The 19529-nt window shown below is 69.6% G+C and carries 19 protein-coding genes; 14 read left to right on the top strand and 5 right to left on the bottom strand.

Features of this window, described 5'->3' with window-relative positions; translation table 11 throughout:
* Positions 1-62: 62 nt before the first annotated feature.
* The 3 genes from ACIO1C_RS27420 to ACIO1C_RS27410 form a co-directional block, all read right to left on the bottom strand.
* Positions 63-1043: a Yip1 family protein gene (locus ACIO1C_RS27420; protein WP_401868026.1), complete on the bottom strand. Its 981-nt coding sequence runs from the start codon at positions 1041-1043 to the stop codon at positions 63-65.
* A 108-nt stretch (positions 1044-1151) separates the two neighbouring features.
* The gene (locus ACIO1C_RS27415) at positions 1152-3497 is read right to left on the bottom strand and encodes a (Fe-S)-binding protein (RefSeq protein ID WP_401868024.1); all 2346 of its coding nucleotides are present in this window, start codon (positions 3495-3497) and stop codon (positions 1152-1154) included.
* Positions 3498-3555: 58 nt separating this feature from the next.
* Positions 3556-4299, bottom strand: coding sequence for a sugar transferase (locus ACIO1C_RS27410; RefSeq protein WP_401868021.1), 744 nt, complete (start codon positions 4297-4299; stop codon positions 3556-3558).
* A gap of 300 nt (positions 4300-4599) precedes the next feature.
* Between ACIO1C_RS27410 and dnaK the strand changes: the two genes are divergently transcribed.
* From dnaK to ACIO1C_RS27390, 4 genes are all read left to right on the top strand, one after another.
* Positions 4600-6465, top strand: a complete 1866-nt coding sequence (dnaK, locus tag ACIO1C_RS27405) for a molecular chaperone DnaK (protein WP_401868019.1) — start codon at positions 4600-4602, stop codon at positions 6463-6465.
* Positions 6462-7145, top strand: a complete 684-nt coding sequence (gene grpE / locus ACIO1C_RS27400) for a nucleotide exchange factor GrpE (RefSeq protein WP_401868017.1) — start codon at positions 6462-6464, stop codon at positions 7143-7145. Before dnaK ends, grpE begins: the two co-directional genes overlap by 4 nt.
* 99 nt (positions 7146-7244) lie before the next feature.
* The gene (gene dnaJ, locus ACIO1C_RS27395; protein ID WP_327235339.1) at positions 7245-8444 is read left to right on the top strand and encodes a molecular chaperone DnaJ; all 1200 of its coding nucleotides are present in this window, start codon (positions 7245-7247) and stop codon (positions 8442-8444) included.
* A gap of 6 nt (positions 8445-8450) precedes the next feature.
* A complete protein-coding gene (locus ACIO1C_RS27390) occupies positions 8451-8918 on the top strand; it encodes a heat shock protein transcriptional repressor HspR (RefSeq protein WP_327235338.1) in 468 nt (155 codons plus the stop codon).
* Positions 8919-9028: 110 nt separating this feature from the next.
* Here the strand turns inward: ACIO1C_RS27390 and ACIO1C_RS27385 are convergent, their stop codons facing one another.
* Positions 9029-10039, bottom strand: coding sequence for a helix-turn-helix transcriptional regulator (locus ACIO1C_RS27385; protein WP_401868014.1), 1011 nt, complete (start codon positions 10037-10039; stop codon positions 9029-9031).
* Between the two features lie 127 nt (positions 10040-10166).
* On the opposite strand from ACIO1C_RS27385, the gene ACIO1C_RS27380 reads away from it, so the two are divergent.
* Together ACIO1C_RS27380 and ACIO1C_RS27375 are read left to right on the top strand one after the other, a co-directional pair.
* Positions 10167-10364 carry a hypothetical protein gene (locus ACIO1C_RS27380; RefSeq protein WP_401868011.1) on the top strand — a complete coding sequence of 66 codons (198 nt, stop codon included), beginning with the start codon at positions 10167-10169 and terminating at the stop codon, positions 10362-10364.
* The gene (locus tag ACIO1C_RS27375; protein ID WP_161310980.1) at positions 10361-10681 is read left to right on the top strand and encodes a (2Fe-2S)-binding protein; all 321 of its coding nucleotides are present in this window, start codon (positions 10361-10363) and stop codon (positions 10679-10681) included. Before ACIO1C_RS27380 ends, ACIO1C_RS27375 begins: the two co-directional genes overlap by 4 nt.
* A gap of 146 nt (positions 10682-10827) precedes the next feature.
* On the opposite strand, the gene ACIO1C_RS27370 is transcribed toward ACIO1C_RS27375, so the two are convergent.
* Positions 10828-11256: a pyridoxamine 5'-phosphate oxidase family protein gene (locus ACIO1C_RS27370; protein ID WP_401868009.1), complete on the bottom strand. Its 429-nt coding sequence runs from the start codon at positions 11254-11256 to the stop codon at positions 10828-10830.
* A gap of 153 nt (positions 11257-11409) precedes the next feature.
* Here ACIO1C_RS27370 and clpB point away from each other — a divergent pair, with 153 nt between their 5' ends.
* From clpB to ACIO1C_RS27330, 8 genes are all read left to right on the top strand, one after another.
* Positions 11410-14052, top strand: coding sequence for an ATP-dependent chaperone ClpB (clpB, locus tag ACIO1C_RS27365; RefSeq protein WP_401868006.1), 2643 nt, complete (start codon positions 11410-11412; stop codon positions 14050-14052).
* Positions 14053-14189: 137 nt separating this feature from the next.
* On the top strand, positions 14190-15443 hold the full coding sequence (locus ACIO1C_RS27360; RefSeq protein WP_401868004.1) for an ATP/GTP-binding protein: 1254 nt from the start codon (positions 14190-14192) through the stop codon (positions 15441-15443).
* Positions 15444-15498: 55 nt separating this feature from the next.
* On the top strand, positions 15499-15639 hold the full coding sequence (locus ACIO1C_RS27355; protein WP_401868001.1) for a hypothetical protein: 141 nt from the start codon (positions 15499-15501) through the stop codon (positions 15637-15639).
* Positions 15639-15812 (top strand): hypothetical protein, encoded by a 174-nt coding sequence (locus ACIO1C_RS27350; RefSeq protein WP_401867999.1) that lies wholly within the window; start codon positions 15639-15641, stop codon positions 15810-15812. Before ACIO1C_RS27355 ends, ACIO1C_RS27350 begins: the two co-directional genes overlap by 1 nt.
* Before the next feature lie 75 nt (positions 15813-15887).
* Entirely contained in the window at positions 15888-16415 is a 528-nt protein-coding gene (locus ACIO1C_RS27345) for a YbjN domain-containing protein (RefSeq protein WP_401867996.1), read from the top strand.
* A 286-nt stretch (positions 16416-16701) separates the two neighbouring features.
* Entirely contained in the window at positions 16702-17838 is a 1137-nt protein-coding gene (locus ACIO1C_RS27340) for an aminotransferase class I/II-fold pyridoxal phosphate-dependent enzyme (protein ID WP_401868144.1), read from the top strand.
* A 218-nt stretch (positions 17839-18056) separates the two neighbouring features.
* Positions 18057-18344: a hypothetical protein gene (locus ACIO1C_RS27335; RefSeq protein ID WP_401867993.1), complete on the top strand. Its 288-nt coding sequence runs from the start codon at positions 18057-18059 to the stop codon at positions 18342-18344.
* 608 nt (positions 18345-18952) lie between these two features.
* On the top strand, positions 18953-19471 hold the full coding sequence (locus ACIO1C_RS27330; RefSeq protein ID WP_167029704.1) for a DUF2617 family protein: 519 nt from the start codon (positions 18953-18955) through the stop codon (positions 19469-19471).
* Positions 19472-19529 lie beyond the last annotated feature (58 nt).

Below are 19529 nucleotides of genomic sequence, written 5' to 3'. Positions count from 1 at the left end.
GTTGGGCCCGGCGTCCGGTAGGCCCGATGTCCGGTAGGCCCCGCCGGGCGTCGGGGCCACCCCTACAGCGTGCCCAGCTTCAGCAGTGACAGCAGCGCGATCAGCTGGATCGCCGACGCTCCCAGTGCCTTCGGCCACGGCAGGTCGTGGCTCCTGCTCACCATCGTCGTGAAGAGGAAGCCCGCCGCGATCCAGGTCACCCAGCCGAGGATCTGGACCAGGGAGTTCCCGCCGCCCAGGAACACGCCGAAGATCAGGCGCGGGGCGTCCGTGATCGACATGATCAGCATCGACAGGCCCACGGTCGGCTGCCAGGCGCCGTCGCCGCCCAGCTGGCGGGCCATGGTGTGTGTCACCACGCCCAGGATCAGGCCGCCGATGACGAAGGTCACCCCGGTCACCAGGACGTACGGGACCGCCGTGGAGAGGGTCGCGTTGATCGTGTCCTCGCGGGCCGTGCCGAAGCCGAAGAGCGCCAGCAGGCCGTAGAGGAACGTCACGGTCAGCGCCGGGCCCCAGACCGGGTAGTCCCGCATCTGGAGGAAGGTCTGGGCCGGGCGCAGGACGATGCCGCTCAGCAGTTCCTTCCAGGGCAGTCGCGGGCCCGACGGGGCCGCCGCGGCGCCGGCGTGGTACGTCGCGCCGTCGCCGTACGGGTCCTCGTTCACGCTGAACATCTGCGTGTGGCCCGGGTTGTTGGCGTACGGGTCGGCGCCCTGGCCGCCGCCCTGGCCCTGGTGCGGCTGCTGCTGGCCGTACGGGTCGCCGAAGTACTCCGGTTCGCCGTGCGCGCCGCTGCCCTGGGCAGGGCCACCCTGGCCGCCGCCGTACTGCTGCCCGCCGTACTGCTGTCCACCGCCTGTCGGCGGCCACTGCTGCTGCGGAGGGCGTGGCGGCTGCCCGTACGGAGGTGCGGGTTGCCCGCCGCCCCCGTAGCTCGGGGGCGGCGCCTGCCGTCCGTACGGCTGCTGTTGCTGCTGCCGCTGCGGTTGTTGTCGCGAGGTGCGGTTGTCCCGGCCGCGTCCGATCCTGAATCCAGCCACGTCATCGAACGTACCCGCTCCGGAGCCGTACGGCCGACGAGGTACGGGACCGGGCCGGGTTTGCTGCTGAGCTGTGACATCCCTTAGGGGAGGCCTAAGGGGAGTCCACTACTGGACCGGGGCCTCGTCCTGTGTCGGTTCCGGCTTCGGGTTCGGCTTCGGGTTCGGTTCCGGCTTCGGCTCCGGGGACACAGCAGAGTCCGGCGCCACAGCCACAGCCACCGCCCCCACCGGCACCCGTACCGAGTCCAGCAGCAGCTGCGCCACATCCACCACCTGGATGGATTCCTTCGCCGCGCCCTCGTTCTTCTTCCCGTTCACCGAGTCCGTCAGCATCACCAGGCAGAACGGGCACGCCGTCGACACGATGTCCGGGTTCAGCGAAAGCGCCTCGTCCACCCGCTCGTTGTTGATGCGCTTGCCGATCCGCTCCTCCATCCACATCCGCGCCCCGCCCGCGCCGCAGCAGAAGCCCCGCTCCTTGTGACGGTGCATCTCCTCGCTGCGCAGGCCCGGCACGCTCGCGATGATCTCGCGCGGCGGGGAGTAGATCTTGTTGTGGCGGCCGAGGTAGCAGGGGTCGTGGTACGTGATCAGACCCTCGACCGGCGTCACCGGTACCAACTTGCCCTCGTCTACCAGGTGTTGCAGCAGCTGCGTGTGATGGATGACCTCGAACTCCCCGCCCAGCTGCGGGTATTCGTTCGCGATCGTGTTGAAGCAGTGCGGGCAGGTGGCGACGATCCTCTTCGCCGACTTCGGCTTCCGGGTCGCGGGGTCCGCGCCCTCGTCATCTTCGCCGGACTCGCCGAACGCCATGTTCAGCATCGCCACGTTCTCCTGGCCGAGTTGCTGGAACAGCGGCTCGTTGCCCAGGCGCCGCGCCGAGTCACCCGTGCACTTCTCGTCGCCGCCCATGATCGCGAACTTCACACCCGCGATGTTCAGCAGCTCCGCGAAGGCCTTCGTGGTCTTCTTCGCCCGGTCCTCCAGCGCGCCCGCGCAGCCCACCCAGTACAGGTAGTCGACCTCCGACAGGTCCTCGACGTCCTGGCCGACGACCGGTACCTCGAAGTCGACCTCCTTCGTCCACTCCAGCCGCTGCTTCTTCTGCAACCCCCACGGGTTGCCCTTCTTCTCCAGGTTCTTGAGCATCGTCCCGGCCTCGCTCGGGAACGCGCTCTCGATCATCACCTGGTAGCGGCGCATGTCGAGGATGTGGTCCACGTGCTCGATGTCGACGGGGCACTGCTCGACACACGCGCCGCACGTGGTGCAGGACCACAGCACGTCCGGGTCGATGACCCCGTTCTCCTCCAGCGTCCCGATCAGGGGCCGTTCGGCCTCGGCGAGCGCGGCGGCCGGCACCCCGGCCAGCTGCTCCGGCGTCGCCTTCTCCTCGCCCTCCATCGTCTTGCCGCCGCCCGCGAGCAGGTACGGCGCCTTGGCGTGCGCGTGGTCGCGCAGCGACATGATCAGCAGCTTGGGGGAGAGGGGCTTGCCCGTGTTCCAGGCGGGGCACTGCGACTGGCAGCGGCCGCACTCCGTACACGTCGAGAAGTCGAGGATGCCCTTCCAGGAGAAGTGCTCGATCTGGGAGACGCCGAACACGTCGTCGTCGCCCGGCTCCTCGAAGTCGATCTCCTTGCCGCCGCTGGTCATCGGGAGCAGGGCGCCGAGGGCCGTGCCGCCGGCCGCGTCGCGCTTGAACCAGATGTTCGGGAAGGCCAGGAAGCGGTGCCAGGCCACGCCCATGTCGGTCTTGAGCGCGACCGTGATCATCCAGACGAAGGACGTCCCGATCTTGATCATCGCGATCAGGTAGACCAGGTTCTGGAGGGTGGTCAGGCTCAGGCCCTTGAAGGCCGCGACGAGGGGGTACGAGATGACGTACGCGGCCTGGTAGCCGTCCGCGTGGTGCAGCGCGCCCTCCAGACCGCGCAGCAGCAGGATCGCCACCCCGATGACGAGGATCACGGCCTCGACGAAGTACGCCTGGCCGAAGTTCGAGCCGGCGAAGCGGGACTTGCGGCCCGCACGGGTCGGCAGGGACAGCTGGCGGATGACGATCAGGGTCAGGATGCCGAGCGTCGTCAGCGCGCCGATGAGCTCTACGAACACCTCGTACGGAGTCCAGTCGCCGATCACCGGCAGCAGCCAGTCGGCCTGGAAGAGCTGTCCGAAGGCGTTGACGAGCGTCAGGACGAGCGAGAAGAACCCGACCGCCACGAACCAGTGCGCGACGCCGACGACACCCCACCGGTTCATACGCGTGTGGCCGAGGAACTCCTTGGCCACCGTCAGGGTGCGCTGCGCCGGCTCGTCGGTCCGCGTGCCCGCGGGGACGTCCTGGCCGAGTCGCACGAAGCGGTAGATCTGCGCGATGGCTCGGGCGAACAGCGCCACGCCGACGACGCCGAGTACCAGCGACACGATGATCGCGGCGAGTTGCATGTGGGGGCTCCTCGGGCCTGCGAGGGTGGAAGGTCCAGCACTCGTACTAAGCAGTAACTTAATCGGTTCGTGCTGAGGTTACCCAGTTGTCTCGACGCAATGTAGTGGCGCGGGTGGTGATCTGTGTCGCTGGGGCGCGCCTGCGGGCCGGGGAGCGGGGAGCGGGTGCCGCTCCCCGGCCCGCGGAGCGGCGGGTGGGCGCCGCGCGTACGTGCCCCGGGGCGCGCCCCGGAGGGTGCTGCCGGGGCCGTGCCAGGTGCAGGGCCGGGAGCGTGCGGACCAGGATCAGGAGGTCGAGGCCGATCCAGTGGTGCTCGACGTAGTGCTGGTCCAGGAGCGGGGTCTCGTCCCACGGCATCGGGGAGTGCCGCCGTACCTGCGCGAGACCGGTCAGGCCCGGCCGTACGAGCTGCCGCCAGGGAGCGGCCGCCGCCGGGGAGCCGGGCTTGAGCGGGGCGGGCCCGACGAGGGACAGGTCGCCCCGTACGACATGGTGCAGCCGGGACAGCAGGTCGAGGCGGTACCGGCGGGTGCGCAGGGAGCGCAGGACGAAGGGGCGGCCGTGCAGGCCGGTGCGTCGGTCGGTGGTGAAGACGGCCCGGCCCGGGCCCCGGCCCCGGCCCCGTCCCGAGCCCCCGCCCCGGCCCGCCCCCCGGCCCCGTACCGCCTCCGTCAGTGCCGCCACCACCAGTACCGGCGCCGCCAGAACCAGCAGGACCGAGCCGAGCGTCAGATCCAGCAGGCGCTTGGGGTCCGCGAGCCGTGCCGCTCGCCCCGCCACCCATGACGTGAACCGTTCCATGGCGGACACCTGACCGTTCTTGGCTCAAGAGGGCTCAAGGGGGCTCCCGGGGAACTTTCGGGGCCTTTGTGAAAGTTATGACAGAACGATCGCATGACGCGGCAGCGTCACCCTGGTAGGCGCTCCGGGCGCCGGCGAGTGCTCCGTAAGCACTTCGCGGTGACCCAGCAAGCCTCCCGCCAGGCCCGTTGCCCCGCGTCAGCACGATTATTGAGCCCCCTCGACTCAGGTCCTTTGACTCACCGCGATCCGTGATGCATCCTTGAGCCTGTTCCACTCAAGTCAGTTGGAGGAATTGAAATGGCACGTGCGGTCGGCATCGACCTGGGCACGACTAACTCCGTCGTCAGCGTTCTCGAAGGCGGCGAGCCCACCGTCATCACCAACGCAGAGGGCGCCAGGACCACGCCGTCCGTCGTCGCCTTCGCCAAGAACGGCGAGGTGCTCGTCGGAGAGGTAGCCAAGCGCCAGGCGGTCACGAACGTCGACAGGACCATCCGGTCGGTCAAGCGCCACATGGGCACCGACTGGAAGATGAACCTGGACGGCAAGGACTTCAACCCGCAGCAGATCTCGGCCTTCGTGCTGCAGAAGCTGAAGCGGGACGCGGAGGCGTACCTGGGCGAGAAGGTCACCGACGCGGTGATCACCGTCCCGGCGTACTTCAATGACTCCGAGCGCCAGGCCACCAAGGAGGCCGGCGAGATCGCGGGCCTCACGGTGCTGCGTATCGTCAACGAGCCGACGGCGGCCGCGCTGGCCTACGGGCTCGACAAGGACGACCAGACGATCCTGGTCTTCGACCTCGGTGGCGGTACGTTCGACGTCTCGCTGCTGGAGATCGGTGACGGCGTCGTCGAGGTGAAGGCCACCAACGGTGACAACCACCTCGGTGGTGACGACTGGGACCAGCGTCTCGTGGACTTCCTGGTGAAGCAGTTCGCCAACGGCCACGGCGTGGACCTGGCCAAGGACAAGATGGCTCTCCAGCGTCTCCGCGAGGCCGCGGAGAAGGCGAAGATCGAGCTGTCCTCGTCCAGCGAGACCACGATCAACCTTCCGTACATCACGGCGTCGGCCGAGGGCCCGCTGCACCTGGACGAGAAGATCACCCGCTCGCAGTTCCAGCAGCTCACGTCCGACCTGCTGGACCGCTGCAAGACGCCGTTCCACAACGTCATCAAGGACGCCGGCATCGCGCTGTCCGAGATCGACCACGTGGTGCTCGTCGGTGGCTCGACCCGTATGCCCGCCGTGGCGGAGCTGGTCAAGGAGCTGACCGGTGGCCGTGACGCCAACAAGGGTGTGAACCCCGACGAGGTCGTCGCCATCGGTGCCGCGCTCCAGGCCGGTGTCCTCAAGGGTGAGGTCAAGGACGTCCTGCTCCTCGACGTGACCCCGCTGTCCCTGGGTATCGAGACCAAGGGCGGCATCATGACCAAGCTGATCGAGCGCAACACGACGATCCCGACGAAGCGCTCCGAGATCTTCACGACGGCCGAGGACAACCAGCCGTCGGTGCAGATCCAGGTCTACCAGGGCGAGCGCGAGATCGCCGCGTACAACAAGAAGCTCGGGATGTTCGAGCTGACCGGCCTGCCGCCCGCCCCGCGCGGGGTGCCGCAGATCGAGGTCGCCTTCGACATCGACGCCAACGGCATCATGCACGTGGCCGCGAAGGACCTCGGCACCGGCAAGGAGCAGAAGATGACCGTCACCGGCGGCTCCTCGCTGCCGCGCGACGAGGTCAACCGGATGCGCGAAGAGGCCGAGCAGTACGCGGACGAGGACCACAAGCGCCGCGAGGCCGCCGAGACGCGCAACCAGGCGGAGCAGCTCGTCTACCAGACGGAGAAGTTCCTCAAGGACAACGAGGACAAGGTCCCCGGCGACGTCAAGACGGAGGTCGAGGAGTCCATCGCCGAGCTGAAGGAGAAGCTCAAGGGTGAGGACACAGCCGAGATCCGTACGTCCACGGAGAAGGTCGCGGCCGTTTCCCAGAAGCTGGGCCAGGCGATGTACGCCAACGCCCAGGCCGAGGGTGCGACCGCCGGTGCCGACGCGCCGGGCCCCCAGCAGGGCCAGGCCTCCCAGGACGGTACGGACGACGTCGTCGACGCCGAGATCGTGGACGACGAGCGTGACACCAAGGGCGGTGCCGCGTGACCGAGGAGACCCCGGGCTTCGAAGAGAAGCCTGACGTCCCCTCCGGCGCGACCCCCGAAGACGCCGCGCCGCAGGCCGGCGGGCCGGACTCCGCGAAGGAGACCGGCCCGGCGGCCCCGGCCGGGGACGTGAACGACATAGCTCTGACAGCGCAGCTGGACCAGGTGCGCACGGCGCTCGCCGAGCGTACGGCGGACCTCCAGCGGCTCCAGGCCGAGTACCAGAACTACCGCCGCCGGGTGGAGCGCGACCGGGTCACCGTCAAGGAGATCGCCGTCGCGAAGCTCCTGACGGAGCTGCTGCCGGTGCTCGACGACATCGGGCGCGCCCGGGAGCACGAAGAGCTGGTGGGCGGCTTCAAGTCGGTCGCCGAGTCGCTGGAGACCATCGTCGCCAAGATGGGCCTCCAGCAGTTCGGCAAGGAGGGCGAGCCCTTCGACCCGACGATCCACGAAGCGCTGATGCACTCGTATGCGCCGGATGTCACGGAAGACACCTGCGTCGCGATCCTTCAGCCTGGGTACCGGTTCGGCGAGCGGACGATCAGGCCCGCTCGTGTCGCGGTGGCGGAGCCCCAGCCGGGGGCGACGCCGAAGTCGGCGGAGGAGCAGGCGGGCGAGTCGGGCTCGTCCGGCCCGTCCGCGCAAGGCAAGGACAGCGGTGGCCCGGACGAGGGCTGACGGTTGCGCCCGTACGAGGGCCGACGCTGACGCACGGAAGAGTGCGGACGCACGCACGGACGGCGTGAGGGTGGCCGGTGGAGAGGAGGGACGTCGGGAATGAGCACGAAGGACTTCGTGGAGAAGGACTACTACAAGGTTCTCGGCGTCCCCAAGGACGCCACCGAGGCCGAGATCAAGAAGGCGTACCGGAAGCTCGCCCGCGAGTTCCACCCGGACGCCAACAAGGGTGACGCGAAGGCCGAGGAGCGCTTCAAGGAGATCTCCGAGGCCAACGACGTGCTCGGCGACACCAAGCGCCGCAAGGAGTACGACGAGGCCCGCGCGCTCTTCGGCAACGGCGGCTTCCGGCCGGGCCCCGGCGCCGGCGGCGGTTCCTTCAACTTCGACCTGGGCGACCTCTTCGGGGGAGCCCCGGGCGGCGGTGGTACGGGAACGGCGCAGGGCGGCGGCTTCGGCGGCGGCGGTGGCGGCATCGGGGACATGTTCGGCGGCCTCTTCAACCGGGGAGGCCCCGGCACCACCCGTGTGCAGCCGCGCCGCGGCCAGGACATCGAGTCCGAGGTGACGCTCAGCTTCACCGAGGCGGTCGACGGGGCCACGGTCCCGCTGCGGATGTCCAGCCAGGCGCCCTGCAAGGCCTGCTCGGGCACGGGCGACAAGAACGGCACCCCGCGGGTCTGCCCGACCTGCGTGGGCACCGGACAGGTCTCCCGCGGCAGCGGTGGCGGCTTCTCGCTCACCGACCCGTGCGTGGACTGCAAGGGCCGCGGGCTGATCGCCCAGGACCCCTGCGAGGTCTGCAAGGGCAGCGGGCGCGCCAGGTCGTCCAGGACGATGCAGGTGAGGATCCCGGCGGGCGTCAGCGACAACCAGCGGATCCGGCTGCGCGGCAAGGGCGCTCCCGGCGAGCGCGGCGGCCCGGCGGGCGACCTGTACGTGGTCGTGCATGTCGGCGCCCACCCGGTCTTCGGCCGGAAGGGCGACAACCTCACGGTGACGGTGCCGGTCTCCTTCACGGAGGCGACGCTGGGCGGCGAGGTGAAGGTGCCGACGCTCGGCGGCCCCCCGGTCACGCTGAAACTGCCCGCGGGGACCCCGAACGGCCGTACGATGCGCGCCCGTGGCAAGGGCGCCGTACGCAAGGACGGCAGCCGTGGTGATCTGTTGGTCACCGTCGAGGTCGCCGTCCCCAAGGACCTCGGCGTGGAGGCACGTGACGCGCTGGAGGCCTACCGGAAGGCGACCGCGGACGACGACCCGCGGGCGGAGCTGTTCCAGGCCGCGAAGGGAGCATGACCCGAGATGGACAGGGACGGGCGGCGCAGACCGCCCTCTGCGTTCGGCAGGGCGTACGAACTGACCGAGGAGACGCCGGTGTACGTCATCTCGGTGGCGGCCCAGCTCTCGGGGCTGCACCCGCAGACCCTCCGGCAGTACGACCGCCTGGGCCTGGTCTCCCCGGACCGTACGGCGGGGCGTGGCCGGCGCTACTCGGCCCGTGACATCGAGCTGCTCCGCCAGGTGCAGGCGCTGTCCCAGGACGAGGGCATCAACCTCGCGGGCATCAAGCGGATCATCGAGCTGGAGAACCAGGTCGCCGCGCTCCAGGCCCGGGTCGCCGAGCTGTCGGCGGCCGTGGACGGCGCGGCGGCGGCGATGCGCCAGCGTGAGGCGCAGGTGCATGCCTCGTACCGCCGCGACCTGGTGCCGTACACGGACGTACAGGCCACCAGCGCGCTGGTGGTGTGGCGCCCGGCGGACAGGCCGTAGCGGCCCCGCAGGCACGTCCTGGCGGCCGTACGGACGGCCCCCCAGGCTCCGCCCTGATCAGGATCCCCCCGGTCTCTCCCGGGTCTCCTGGTCAGGGCTTCCGCTTGTGCTCAGGGCTCCTGCTTGAGGATCCCCGAGTTCGCGATGAGGAAGCCGAGCTGCGCGCGGCTGCCGCTGCCCAGCGTGGTGGCGAGCTTGGCGATGTGCGCCCGGCACGTCCGTACGTTCATCCCCAGCCGGCGCGCGATGGCCTCGTCCACGTACCCCTCCACCAGGAGCTGGGCGATGGTCCGCTGGACACCCGTGATGCCGGCCGGGGTCGGCTCGTACTCCACCTGCTCGTTGAGCGGCGTGGCGCGCCGCCAGAGCTGCTCGAAGACCTGGGCCAGGTAGTCCACGAGCCCCGGGTGGCGCAGCTCCAGGGCGACCTGGCGGTCGGACCTGGCGGGAATGTACGCGACGCTCCGGTCGAAGATGATCAGCCGCTCGGTGAGTTCTTCGAGTGTCCTGATCTCCACCTTGCCCTCGGCCAGCCGTTCCGCGTAGGCGAGGGTTCCCTGGCTGTGCCGGACGGTGTGCTGGTAGAGCGTACGGATGCTGACGCCCCGGTCGACCACCGCCCGGCCGCGCTCCAGGGCCTGCGCCAGCACATGCGCGCTCCGTCCGCCACCCGGCTGCACCGTCAGTACTTCCGTCCGGCATTCGGCGGTGGAGAGGTCGAGCGCGGCGTTGATCCTGCTGTCGCCCTCCAGAACGGTGATGGCGTGGGTGATGGGCGGGTCCTGCGCGCTGATGGTCATGAACGGCTCGAAAGAGTCGGTCAGTTCGACCGCGAAATGCCTGCGCTCCTGGATCTCCCGCTCGATGGGATGGAGGCGCTGGGCGAGCGCGGCGGAGGGTGGAACTGGGCGAAGCCAGTTGGCGTCGTCCGGATCGGGGTGCAGGAGGGGAAATTCCATGAGGCAGGGAGCCGCCGCGGCTTCGCTCCTGGCGATGCGTCCTGACCGCAACGCACTGGCGTAAAGCCGCCTGCCCTCATCACACATATCGGTGATGGCATGGGGATGTGTCGGGTTTGTGTCTCTTGCGGGCAAATCTCCACCCCCCAGGGTCCTGAACATACAGGAACATGATGCCTCGACCCGGTGGCGTTGGTGTGCCCGGGTGGGACATCGTCTTCATGGCGGGGGAAGAGGAATCCATCAAGTGAGGACGAAGCCGACCATGTACAAGAGAATGCTTCGCGCAGTGGTTGCCACTGCTTTCTCTGCGGCTCTGGCCTTCGGTGCGCTGGCTGTCGGGGGAGACATCGGCTGGATCAGCACGCCTGGAGGGTCCGCGGCCAGCACGTCCGCGGCCAGGACTGTGGACACCGGCGACATCGGCTGGGGCTCGGCCCCCAAGGACATCGGCTGGAGTATCGCGTCGGTCGGCACCGGCGCATGACTGTCCCGCCGGACGACCGGGTCTTCCGGCGGGAGATGGCCACGGCTTACCGATCGGGCTGGCACTTCATCGACCTTGTCACGGCGATTCCGCACCGTGGCGACTCGCTGACAGTGACCCTGTTCGGAGAGCCGATCCTCGTAGTACGCGAGGAGGACGACGATGTCCGGGCCTACCGTTGCCTGCGGAAGCCGAGGGGCGCCCCACAGCCCGTCCGCTGTGCCATCCGGTACGACATGATTTTCGTGAACCTCGACCAGCGTGACCACCAGCTGGTCGAACCCAAGACCATCCTCGCCACCCCCCGCAGTGCCTGAGCGATTCCCCCGTCGTTGTAAATCGCTCCGGCACTTCCCCCACACAGCGGCGCCATCGTGGACCTGAAACACGATGGCGCCGCTGTGCCCCCCGCCCGCGTGCGGGCACGTCCGGTCGGGGCACCCCCCTGGCCCCGACCGGACGATCACGCGCGACCGAGCGCCCGGTCCAGGGCGATCTCGATGACAACCCGGTCCGGGTTGGGCGCGGGAACGCGCTCGTAGCGCTCCGCGTAACGGCTCTCCGCGTCTGCCACGGCCTCCGGCTCCGTACGGATGGTCGCGACGCCTTCCAGGGTCGCCCAGCGCCTCTGGTGCACCTGGCAGACCGCGACCCGTGCGCCGCCGCTCGCGGCCGATGCGCCGCTCCCCGCGCCCGACGCCAGGATGTTGGCCACCTTCCTGCTGTTCTTGTTGGTGATGACCCGTGCGAGGCCGGCCTCCGGGTCGTACGTCACCCCCACCGCGACCACGTGCGGCGTGCCGTCGGCCCGCAGGGTGGTCAGGGTGCACAGATGGCGCTCGCGCCAGAACGCGAGAAACTCGGGGCTGGGGTGCAGTACGTCATGAGCCATGCGGAAAGCGTAGGCGTGCGACCCTGAGTGGAATAGACTCAACTTTGCGTAGGTTGCCTCAGTCAGAGTTGCGACAGAGTTGCGACACCTCAGTCATAGTTGAGATCTGCGTCGAGATCCGCTTGAGATCCGCGCGAGGAGGAGAAAGCGCCCGTGGACGCCGAGCTGACCAACAAGAGCCGGGACGCCATCAACGCCGCCACCAGCAGGGCCGTGGCGGCGGGACACGCCGACCTGACCCCCGCCCACCTGCTGCTCGCCCTGCTCTCGGGCCAGGACAACGAGAACGTGACCGATCTGCTGGCCGCCGTCGAGGCGGACCAGGCGGCGGTACGGTCCGGTACGGAGCGGCTGCTGGCCGCCCTGCCGACCGCCGCGGGCTCCACCGTGGCGCCCCCGCAGCCCAACCGCGAGCTGCTGGCCGTCATCGCGGACGCCGACCGGCGGGCGAAGGAGCTGGGCGACGAATACCTTTCCACCGAGCACCTCCTGATCGGCATCGCCGCGAAGGGCGGGCGGACCGGGGAGGTGCTGGACCGGCAGGGGGCCGGGGCGAAGAAGCTGCTGGACGCGTTCGAGAAGGCAAGGGGAGGGCGCCGGGTGACCACACCCGACCCGGAGGGCCAGTACAAGGCCCTGGAGAAGTTCGGCACCGATTTCACCGCCGCCGCCCGCGAGGGCAGGCTCGACCCGGTCATCGGCCGGGACCAGGAGATCCGGCGCGTGGTGCAGGTGCTGTCACGCCGTACGAAGAACAACCCGGTGCTGATCGGTGAGCCCGGCGTCGGCAAGACGGCCGTGGTCGAAGGGCTCGCGCAGCGCATTGTCAAGGGCGACGTGCCGGAATCGCTCAAGAACAAGCGGCTGGTTTCGCTGGACCTGGGTGCGATGGTGGCGGGCGCGAAGTACCGCGGCGAGTTCGAGGAGCGCCTCAAGACCGTCCTCGCCGAGATCAAGGGCAGCGACGGACAGATCATCACGTTCATCGACGAACTGCACACCGTGGTCGGCGCGGGCGCCGGCGGCGACTCCGCCATGGACGCGGGCAACATGCTCAAGCCGATGCTGGCCCGCGGCGAGCTGCGGATGGTCGGCGCGACGACGCTGGACGAGTACCGCGAGCGGATCGAGAAGGACGCGGCGCTGGAGCGGCGCTTCCAGCAGGTGCTGGTGGCCGAGCCGAACGTCGAGGACACGATCGCGATCCTGCGCGGGCTCAAGGGCCGCTACGAGGCCCACCACAAGGTGCAGATCGCGGACGCGGCGCTGGTCGCCGCGGCCACCCTCTCCGACCGGTACATCACCTCGCGGTTCCTGCCCGACAAGGCCATCGACCTGGTGGACGAGGCCGCGTCCCGGCTCCGGATGGAGATCGACTCCTCGCCGCTGGAGATCGACGAGCTCCAGCGGGCCGTCGACCGCCTCCGTATGGAGGAGCTGGCGCTCAAGAACGAGTCCGACCCCGCCTCCAAGCAGCGGCTGGAGAAGCTGCGCCGCGACCTCGCGGACCGCGAGGAGGAGCTGCGCGGGCTGAACGCGCGCTGGGAGAAGGAGAAGCAGGGCCTCAACCGCGTCGGTGAGCTCAAGGAGCGCCTGGACGACCTGCGCGGCCAGGCGGAGCGCGCGCAGCGCGACGGCGACTTCGACACCGCGTCCAAGCTGCTGTACGGCGAGATCCCCGGCCTGGAGCGCGAGCTGGAGGAGGCCGCGGAGGCCGAACAGGAAGCCTCCAAGGACACGATGGTCAAGGACGAGGTCGGCCCCGACGACATCGCGGACGTGGTCGGCTCCTGGACCGGCATCCCGGCGGGGCGGCTGCTGGAGGGCGAGACGCAGAAACTGCTGCGGATGGAGCAGGAGCTGGGCAAGCGCCTGGTCGGCCAGCACGAGGCCGTGCAGGCCGTGTCCGACGCGGTACGCCGTACCCGCGCCGGGATCGCCGACCCGGACCGGCCCACCGGATCCTTCCTCTTCCTCGGCCCGACCGGCGTCGGCAAGACCGAGCTGGCCAAGGCCCTCGCCGACTTCCTCTTCGACGACGAGCGGGCGATGGTCCGCATCGACATGAGCGAGTACGGCGAGAAGCACTCGGTGGCCCGGCTGGTCGGCGCGCCTCCCGGCTACGTGGGCTACGAGGAGGGCGGCCAGCTCACGGAGGCCGTGCGCCGCCGCCCGTACTCGGTGATCCTCCTGGACGAGGTGGAGAAGGCCCATCCCGAGGTCTTCGACATCCTGCTCCAGGTCCTGGACGACGGCCGCCTCACGGACGGCCAGGGCCGGACGGTCGACTTCCGCAACACGATTCTGGTCCTGACCTCGAACCTGGGCAGCCAGTTCCTGGTCGAGCCGCTGACGGGCGAGGAGGAGAAGAAGCAGCAGGTCCTGAAGGTCGTACGGTCCTCCTTCAAGCCGGAGTTCCTGAACCGCCTGGACGACCTGGTGGTCTTCTCCGCCCTGTCCAAGGACGAACTGGCCCACATCGCCGGCCTCCAGATCGACCGTCTCGCCGCCCGCCTGGCGGAACGCCGCCTGACCCTGGACGTCACCCCCGAGGCCCTGGCCTGGCTGGCGGAGGAGGGCAACGACCCGGCCTACGGCGCCCGCCCCCTGCGCCGCCTGATCCAGACGGCGATCGGCGACCAGCTGGCCAAGGAGATCCTGGCGGGCGAGATCACGGACGGCGACACGGTGAGGGTGGCCCGCTTCGGCGACGGCCTGATCGTGGGACCGGGGGGTCCGGAGGAGGCGGTGGAGTCCACGGAGTCCGGATCCGCGCCGACGGGGAAGACGCTGTAGCGCGTGTCGGCTTTTGACGGGCCCGTCACCCACCCGGGTGGTGGGCCTGTCCACGTGCGTGGGCAGGAAGCTGCCATCAGATAAAGATTGAAACTGGCGGTTCACTTGCGCACAAGGCTGTTTGGAGGCGCTAAGGCATGTTGCTGAGCTTTCGTGTCGCCAATCACGGCTCTCTGCGCGAGCCGCAGGAGCTGAATCTTGTACCGGTGTACGGGGACGAGCGGGGCGCGGTGCCGGTCGTTGCCATCTACGGTGCGAACGCCTCGGGAAAGTCGACGGTCGTGGACGCGTTCAAATTCTTCACGAAGGCCGTACGTGATTCCCAGGCGAGATGGTTGCCCGGCGGGCCCGTACCGCGACGGCCCTTCCTCTTGGATCACGAGAGCCGCGCGGAAGCGTCTTCCTACGCCGTCGACCTGCTGTTGAAAGGCGTGCGGCATGTGTACGGCTTCAGCGTCACGGATGCCGAAGTGACCGCCGAGTGGCTGTACGCATACCCCAAGGGCCGCAGACGTGTCCTCTTCGAGCGTGCCCGGACGGTGATGGCCTACGGCGCCACGCTCACGGGCGAGCGAGTCGTCGCCGAGCGGATCATGCGGCCCAACAGCCTTTACCTCTCCGCTGCCGCCCAGTCGGCACACCGGCAGCTCAGCGAGGTGTGGACCGCAGTGCACAGTGCGCTGGTCATCAATGACAACACACGGCAGACGGTCGCCGAGGGGGCTTTCGCGGTCGTAGCCTACGAGAGGTTCGCGAACATGGGGCTGCCGCTCGGAGCGGAGGTTCTGGCGGCGGCAGACCTGGGTGTGCACGGCATTCGTCGCGGACCGGCGGACGCGCCGAGCGAGCGAGCCGACCCAGAGGACGCCTTCGAAGTGGCGGAGTCAGAGTCGCTGGAATTCGTTCACCGCGTCGGCACCGAGGATTTCGTACTGCCCGTCGATGCCGAATCGGCAGGCACCAAGACGTGGCTGACCCTGGTGACGGGAGGCCTTTCCGCGATCTTGGCGGGCCGGGCCATGTGGGTCGACGAGGTCGACGTCAGCCTCCACCCCATGCTCACGGCCAAGCTGGTCTCCCTGTTCCAGAATCCGGAGCTGAACCCGCGTGGTGCCCAGCTGATCTTCACCACGCACGACGCGTCCCTCCTCGGCACCATGCTCGGTGACCAGGTGTTGCAGCGGGATCAGGTGTGGTTCGTGGAGAAGAACCCCGCGACCGGGGCCTCCGAGCTCTACCCGCTCAGCGACTTCAAGCCGCGCAAGGGGGAGAACTTCGAGCGGCGCTACCTCGCGGGCAGCTACGGGGCTGTGCCGCTGCTGCCGGAGACGGCGTTCGAGGACATGCTCAAGAAGTACTGGGGGACGCATGGCGAGGTCATTTCCACGTGAGGGCTCTGGCCGGCGCCGTGGCCCGGTCCGGCGGTCCGCACGGACGATGCTGGTCGTGTGCGGTAGCAAGGAGACCGAGCGGCAGTACCTGCAAGGATTACGGGATCACCTGCGCAACCCCGCCGTCTCCGTCGTCGTCCGGGGCAAGGCGTGCTCGCCGACGCAGCTGGTCGAGATACGCGCGCGCTGCCCCTGATGCTCAAGCACGTGCCGGCCTACGACAAGACACGCATCGACTTCGCCCGATACCGGGACAACGTGGCTCAGGCCACCGCCAGAGCCCGCAAGCTCGACCCGAGCGGCGAGGAACACGCCCGCAACCCGTCGACCGGCGTTTGGCGGCTCACGGACCGTATGACTGACCCGTGAGCGCATCGAACGGCTATCGCGACTAGGGTCGATGGGAGACAACGGCACGCACGCCATCCTCAGGAGTTTCCAGCGATGTCTATCGACCCGTCCTCGATTCCGAATTTCGGGGGACCGCCCCAGCCGCAGGGTGCAGGACCGGCGGGCCCCGTCGTCCCCGACCAGGATCTGGTCAAGCAGCTTCTCGAACAGATGGAGCTGAAGTACGTCGTCGACGACGAGGGTGACCTCGCGGCGCCGTGGGAGGAATTCCGTACGTACTTCATGTTCCGCGGCGAGGACGACCAGCAGGTCTTCTCGGTGCGGACGTTCTACGACCGGCCGCACCCGATCACGGACAAGGACAAGATCCTCGACGCGATCGACGACTGGAACCGCCGGACGCTGTGGCCCAAGGTGTACAGCCACATCCACGAGGAGGGGGACGGTCCGCCCACCATCCGCCTCATCGGTGAGGCGCAGATGCTGATCAGCATGGGCGTCAACCTGGAGCACTTCGTGTCGTCCACGGTCAGCTGGGTGCGCGCGTCGATCGAGTTCGACAAGTGGCTGCTTGAGCAGTTCGGCCTCGCGCCGGGCGACGAGGATCCCGAGGACGTCTGAGTCCTCTTACCGCGCTGGTCACAGCGCTGGGGCAGCAGGCAGGTCCCGTAGCGGAACGACAGCCCGGCCGGGGGCGTGATCACCACGATCGCCCCCCCGGTCGGGCTTTTTGCGCCGCCTATCGTGGGGCGGACCAGCGGACCGGCGGATGGGTAGAGGCGTGAACATGGATCTGGGCGTGGGTGCGGGTGTCGGCGCGGACGCGGGTGCGGGGGCGGACGCGGGCGTGGGTGCGGACGCGGAGGCCGGTGCGCGTGCCTGGCTGCCCGCCGGGCGCGTACGCGGCATGGGTACGTCGATCTTCACCGAGATGACCGAACTGGCCCGCAGCACCGGCGCGATCAACCTCGGCCAGGGCGTCCCCGAGCTGCCCAGCCCACCCGCCCTCCTGCGCGACGTGGCGGACGCCGTGCTCGCCGGCCACAACCAGTACCCGCCCGCCGTCGGCTTCCCCGCCCTGCGCGAGGCCGTCGCCGCCCATCAGCTGCGGCGGTACGGGCTCGCGTACGACCCGGTCGGCGAGGTCCTCGTGACAACCGGCGCGACCGAGGCGCTCGCCGCTGCCGTGCTGGCCTTCTGCGACCCCGGGGACGAGGTCATCGCCTTCGACCCCTGCTACGACGCGTACGCGGCGGACGCCCGGCTCGCCGGCGCCCGGCTCGTCGCCGTCCCGCTGGCCCTCGACGGGGACCACTTCGCGCTGGACGCCGACGCGCTGCGCGCCGCCGTCTCCCCCCGTACACGCGTGCTGATCCTCAACACCCCGCACAACCCCACCGGCAAGGTCTTCACCCCGGCGGAGCTGGCCGAGGTCGCGGACGTGTGCCGTACGCACGACCTGACGGTGATCACGGACGAGGTGTACGAGCATCTCGTGTACGAGGACGGCGTCCGCCACCTGGCCGTCGCCGCGCTGCCCGGGATGCGCGAGCGGACCGTGGTCGTCTCGTCGGCCGGCAAGACCTTCAACACGACGGGCTGGAAGATCGGTTGGGTCTGCGGGCCCGCGCCGCTGGTGGCCGCGGTGGGCGCGGCCAAGCAGTTCCTGACGTACGCCTCGGGCACGCCGTACCAGGAAGCGCTCGCCCTCGCCCTCGGCTCGGTGGAGGAGTGGGCGGCGGAGCTGCGCGGCACCCTGCGCGCGCACCGGGACCTGCTGAGCACCGGACTGGCGGCGGCGGGCCTGCGCCCCTTCCGCGCGGACGCGGGCTACTTCGTCCAGGCCGACGTACGTCCGGCCGGGTACGAGAACGGCGTGGACTTCTGCCGCGACCTGCCGGGCCGCGCCGGCGTGGTGGCCATCCCGACCTCGGCGTTCTACGTGGGCGCGGACGCGCCGGCCTGGCTGGTGCGTTTCTCGTTCTGCAAGCGGGCGGACGTGCTGGGGACGGCGGTGGAGCGGCTGTCGGCGCTCGCCCGGTGAAGCGAGCGGGTCCCGGGGCGCGTGTGCGAATCGGGTTCGAACCTCTGGAGTTGCTCAATTCGGCTTTGGGCGTGGGGGCGTGCGGGGACATCCCTGTCACGCGGGAAACGAAGGAATCGAAGGAAACGCAGTAGACGCAAGAAGCCGGGCAGGAGCGGAGCCGGCCACGCAAAGGCGCGAGGGTCTCGCTTCGGGGGAAGTGAAGGATGGTGGGGGCCATGGCAGGTCTGGTGATCGCGTTCGTCGTGTTCGTGGTGATCGCGATAGCGGTGAAGGCAGTGGTCGGGAGTGTCACTCGCGACCGGCGGCGTACGACGGCCGTGAGCGGTTCGACGTCGCTGAAGAAGAAGGGTGCCAAGAAGAAGCGCTCCGAAGGCAGTTGGTGGGCCGGGGGCGGCGCCGCCGGTGGGGACGGGGGCGGCGCGTCCTGCGGGGGCGGGGGTTCCTCCTGCGGCGGCGGATCGTCGTGCGGCGGTGGCGGGGGATGCGGCGGGGGAGGCAGCTGACGGCGGGGGACGCTGACGGCGGAGGCGGCTGACACGGGGCAGCCGGTCCGCGGCGGCCGTGGGTGCCCGGTGGGGAGCAGGTGCCCACCGGGCACCTTCGTGCCGGGGGGAAGGGGGCTCTGGGGGGGGGTGCCGGCGGCGCCGAGGGGCGCCGGGGGTGCCGGCGGCTCCGGGGGCTGCCGGGGGCAAGTGCCCCTGGCCGGAGGCACCTTGCGGGGCGCACCTCTGCCGGGAAGTGTGCGACCGCCGGGGCCCCCGGTGCGGGGAGTGTGAGCCTGCCGGACTCCCCCGTACAACTCCCTTTCCCCTCCCGCCCCGTCAACCGCACAGCGCCCCGGCGCAGCCGAAGTACCCATGTTGACCGGTTCGTTGACTTCATCTTCGTTTTCTGGTGAACAGTTGAACCGAGCAGCCCCCATGGGGATGGAAACCCCGCCAAGTTGGGTAAAAACGCTGTGAGTGCCGCGTAGTTCGTGATTCCCTCGCTGTGGAGAGCCCCAGCCCCCGGTCCTCGTTCAAGCCGGGCGGGCCACCTTCCCCACCAGTCCATTCGCTCATTCCCGGGACGCCCCCGGTCCACCCGTCAAGCGTGTTTGCGGAGCCGACCCATGCTCACGACCCTCAATACCGCCTACACCGACACCCGTGCCGCCGATCTGGCCTGGGCGTTGGGCCGGGAGCCGCTTCCCGCCCTGGCCGTCCTCGATCTCGAACTGTCCGGTACGACACTCCAGCTGAGGCTCCTCGGCGCCTCCCACCAAGTGCTCGTGGAGGAGGAGCGGGGCACCTGCTCCGAGACCGTCGCCTGCATCCCGGGCAGCAGTACACCGCTGCCGCTCGGCGTCTCCGAGCGTCTGGGGGAGTGGGAGTACGAATTCGCCGCGCGGGTCGAGACGCTGTCGCCCGGCAAGTTCGCGGCCCGCGCGCAGGAGCTGCTCGCGCTGGTCACCGACCACCCGAACGGGCTGGCCGGGACGTTCCCCGGCTCCCCGCACGCGTTCACCGCGATGGTCGCGCACCGCGAGAAGGGGCAGCTGGGGTGGCGTACGTGGCACGCCTATCCCCAGGAGGGGCGGCTTGTCGTGACACGGACCCGGATCGGGGTCCGTATGCCCGCCACGCTGTAGTTACACGCTTGCGCCGTTTTTTACACCCGTGTGGGTGACAAACCGGCATGTAGGTGTG

This window comes from Streptomyces sp. NPDC087420, from assembly GCF_044744165.1.
Taxonomy (GTDB): domain Bacteria; phylum Actinomycetota; class Actinomycetes; order Streptomycetales; family Streptomycetaceae; genus Streptomyces.
The sequence above is the reverse complement of the archived record's forward strand: the minus strand, read 5'-3'. Positions and strand labels throughout refer to the sequence as shown.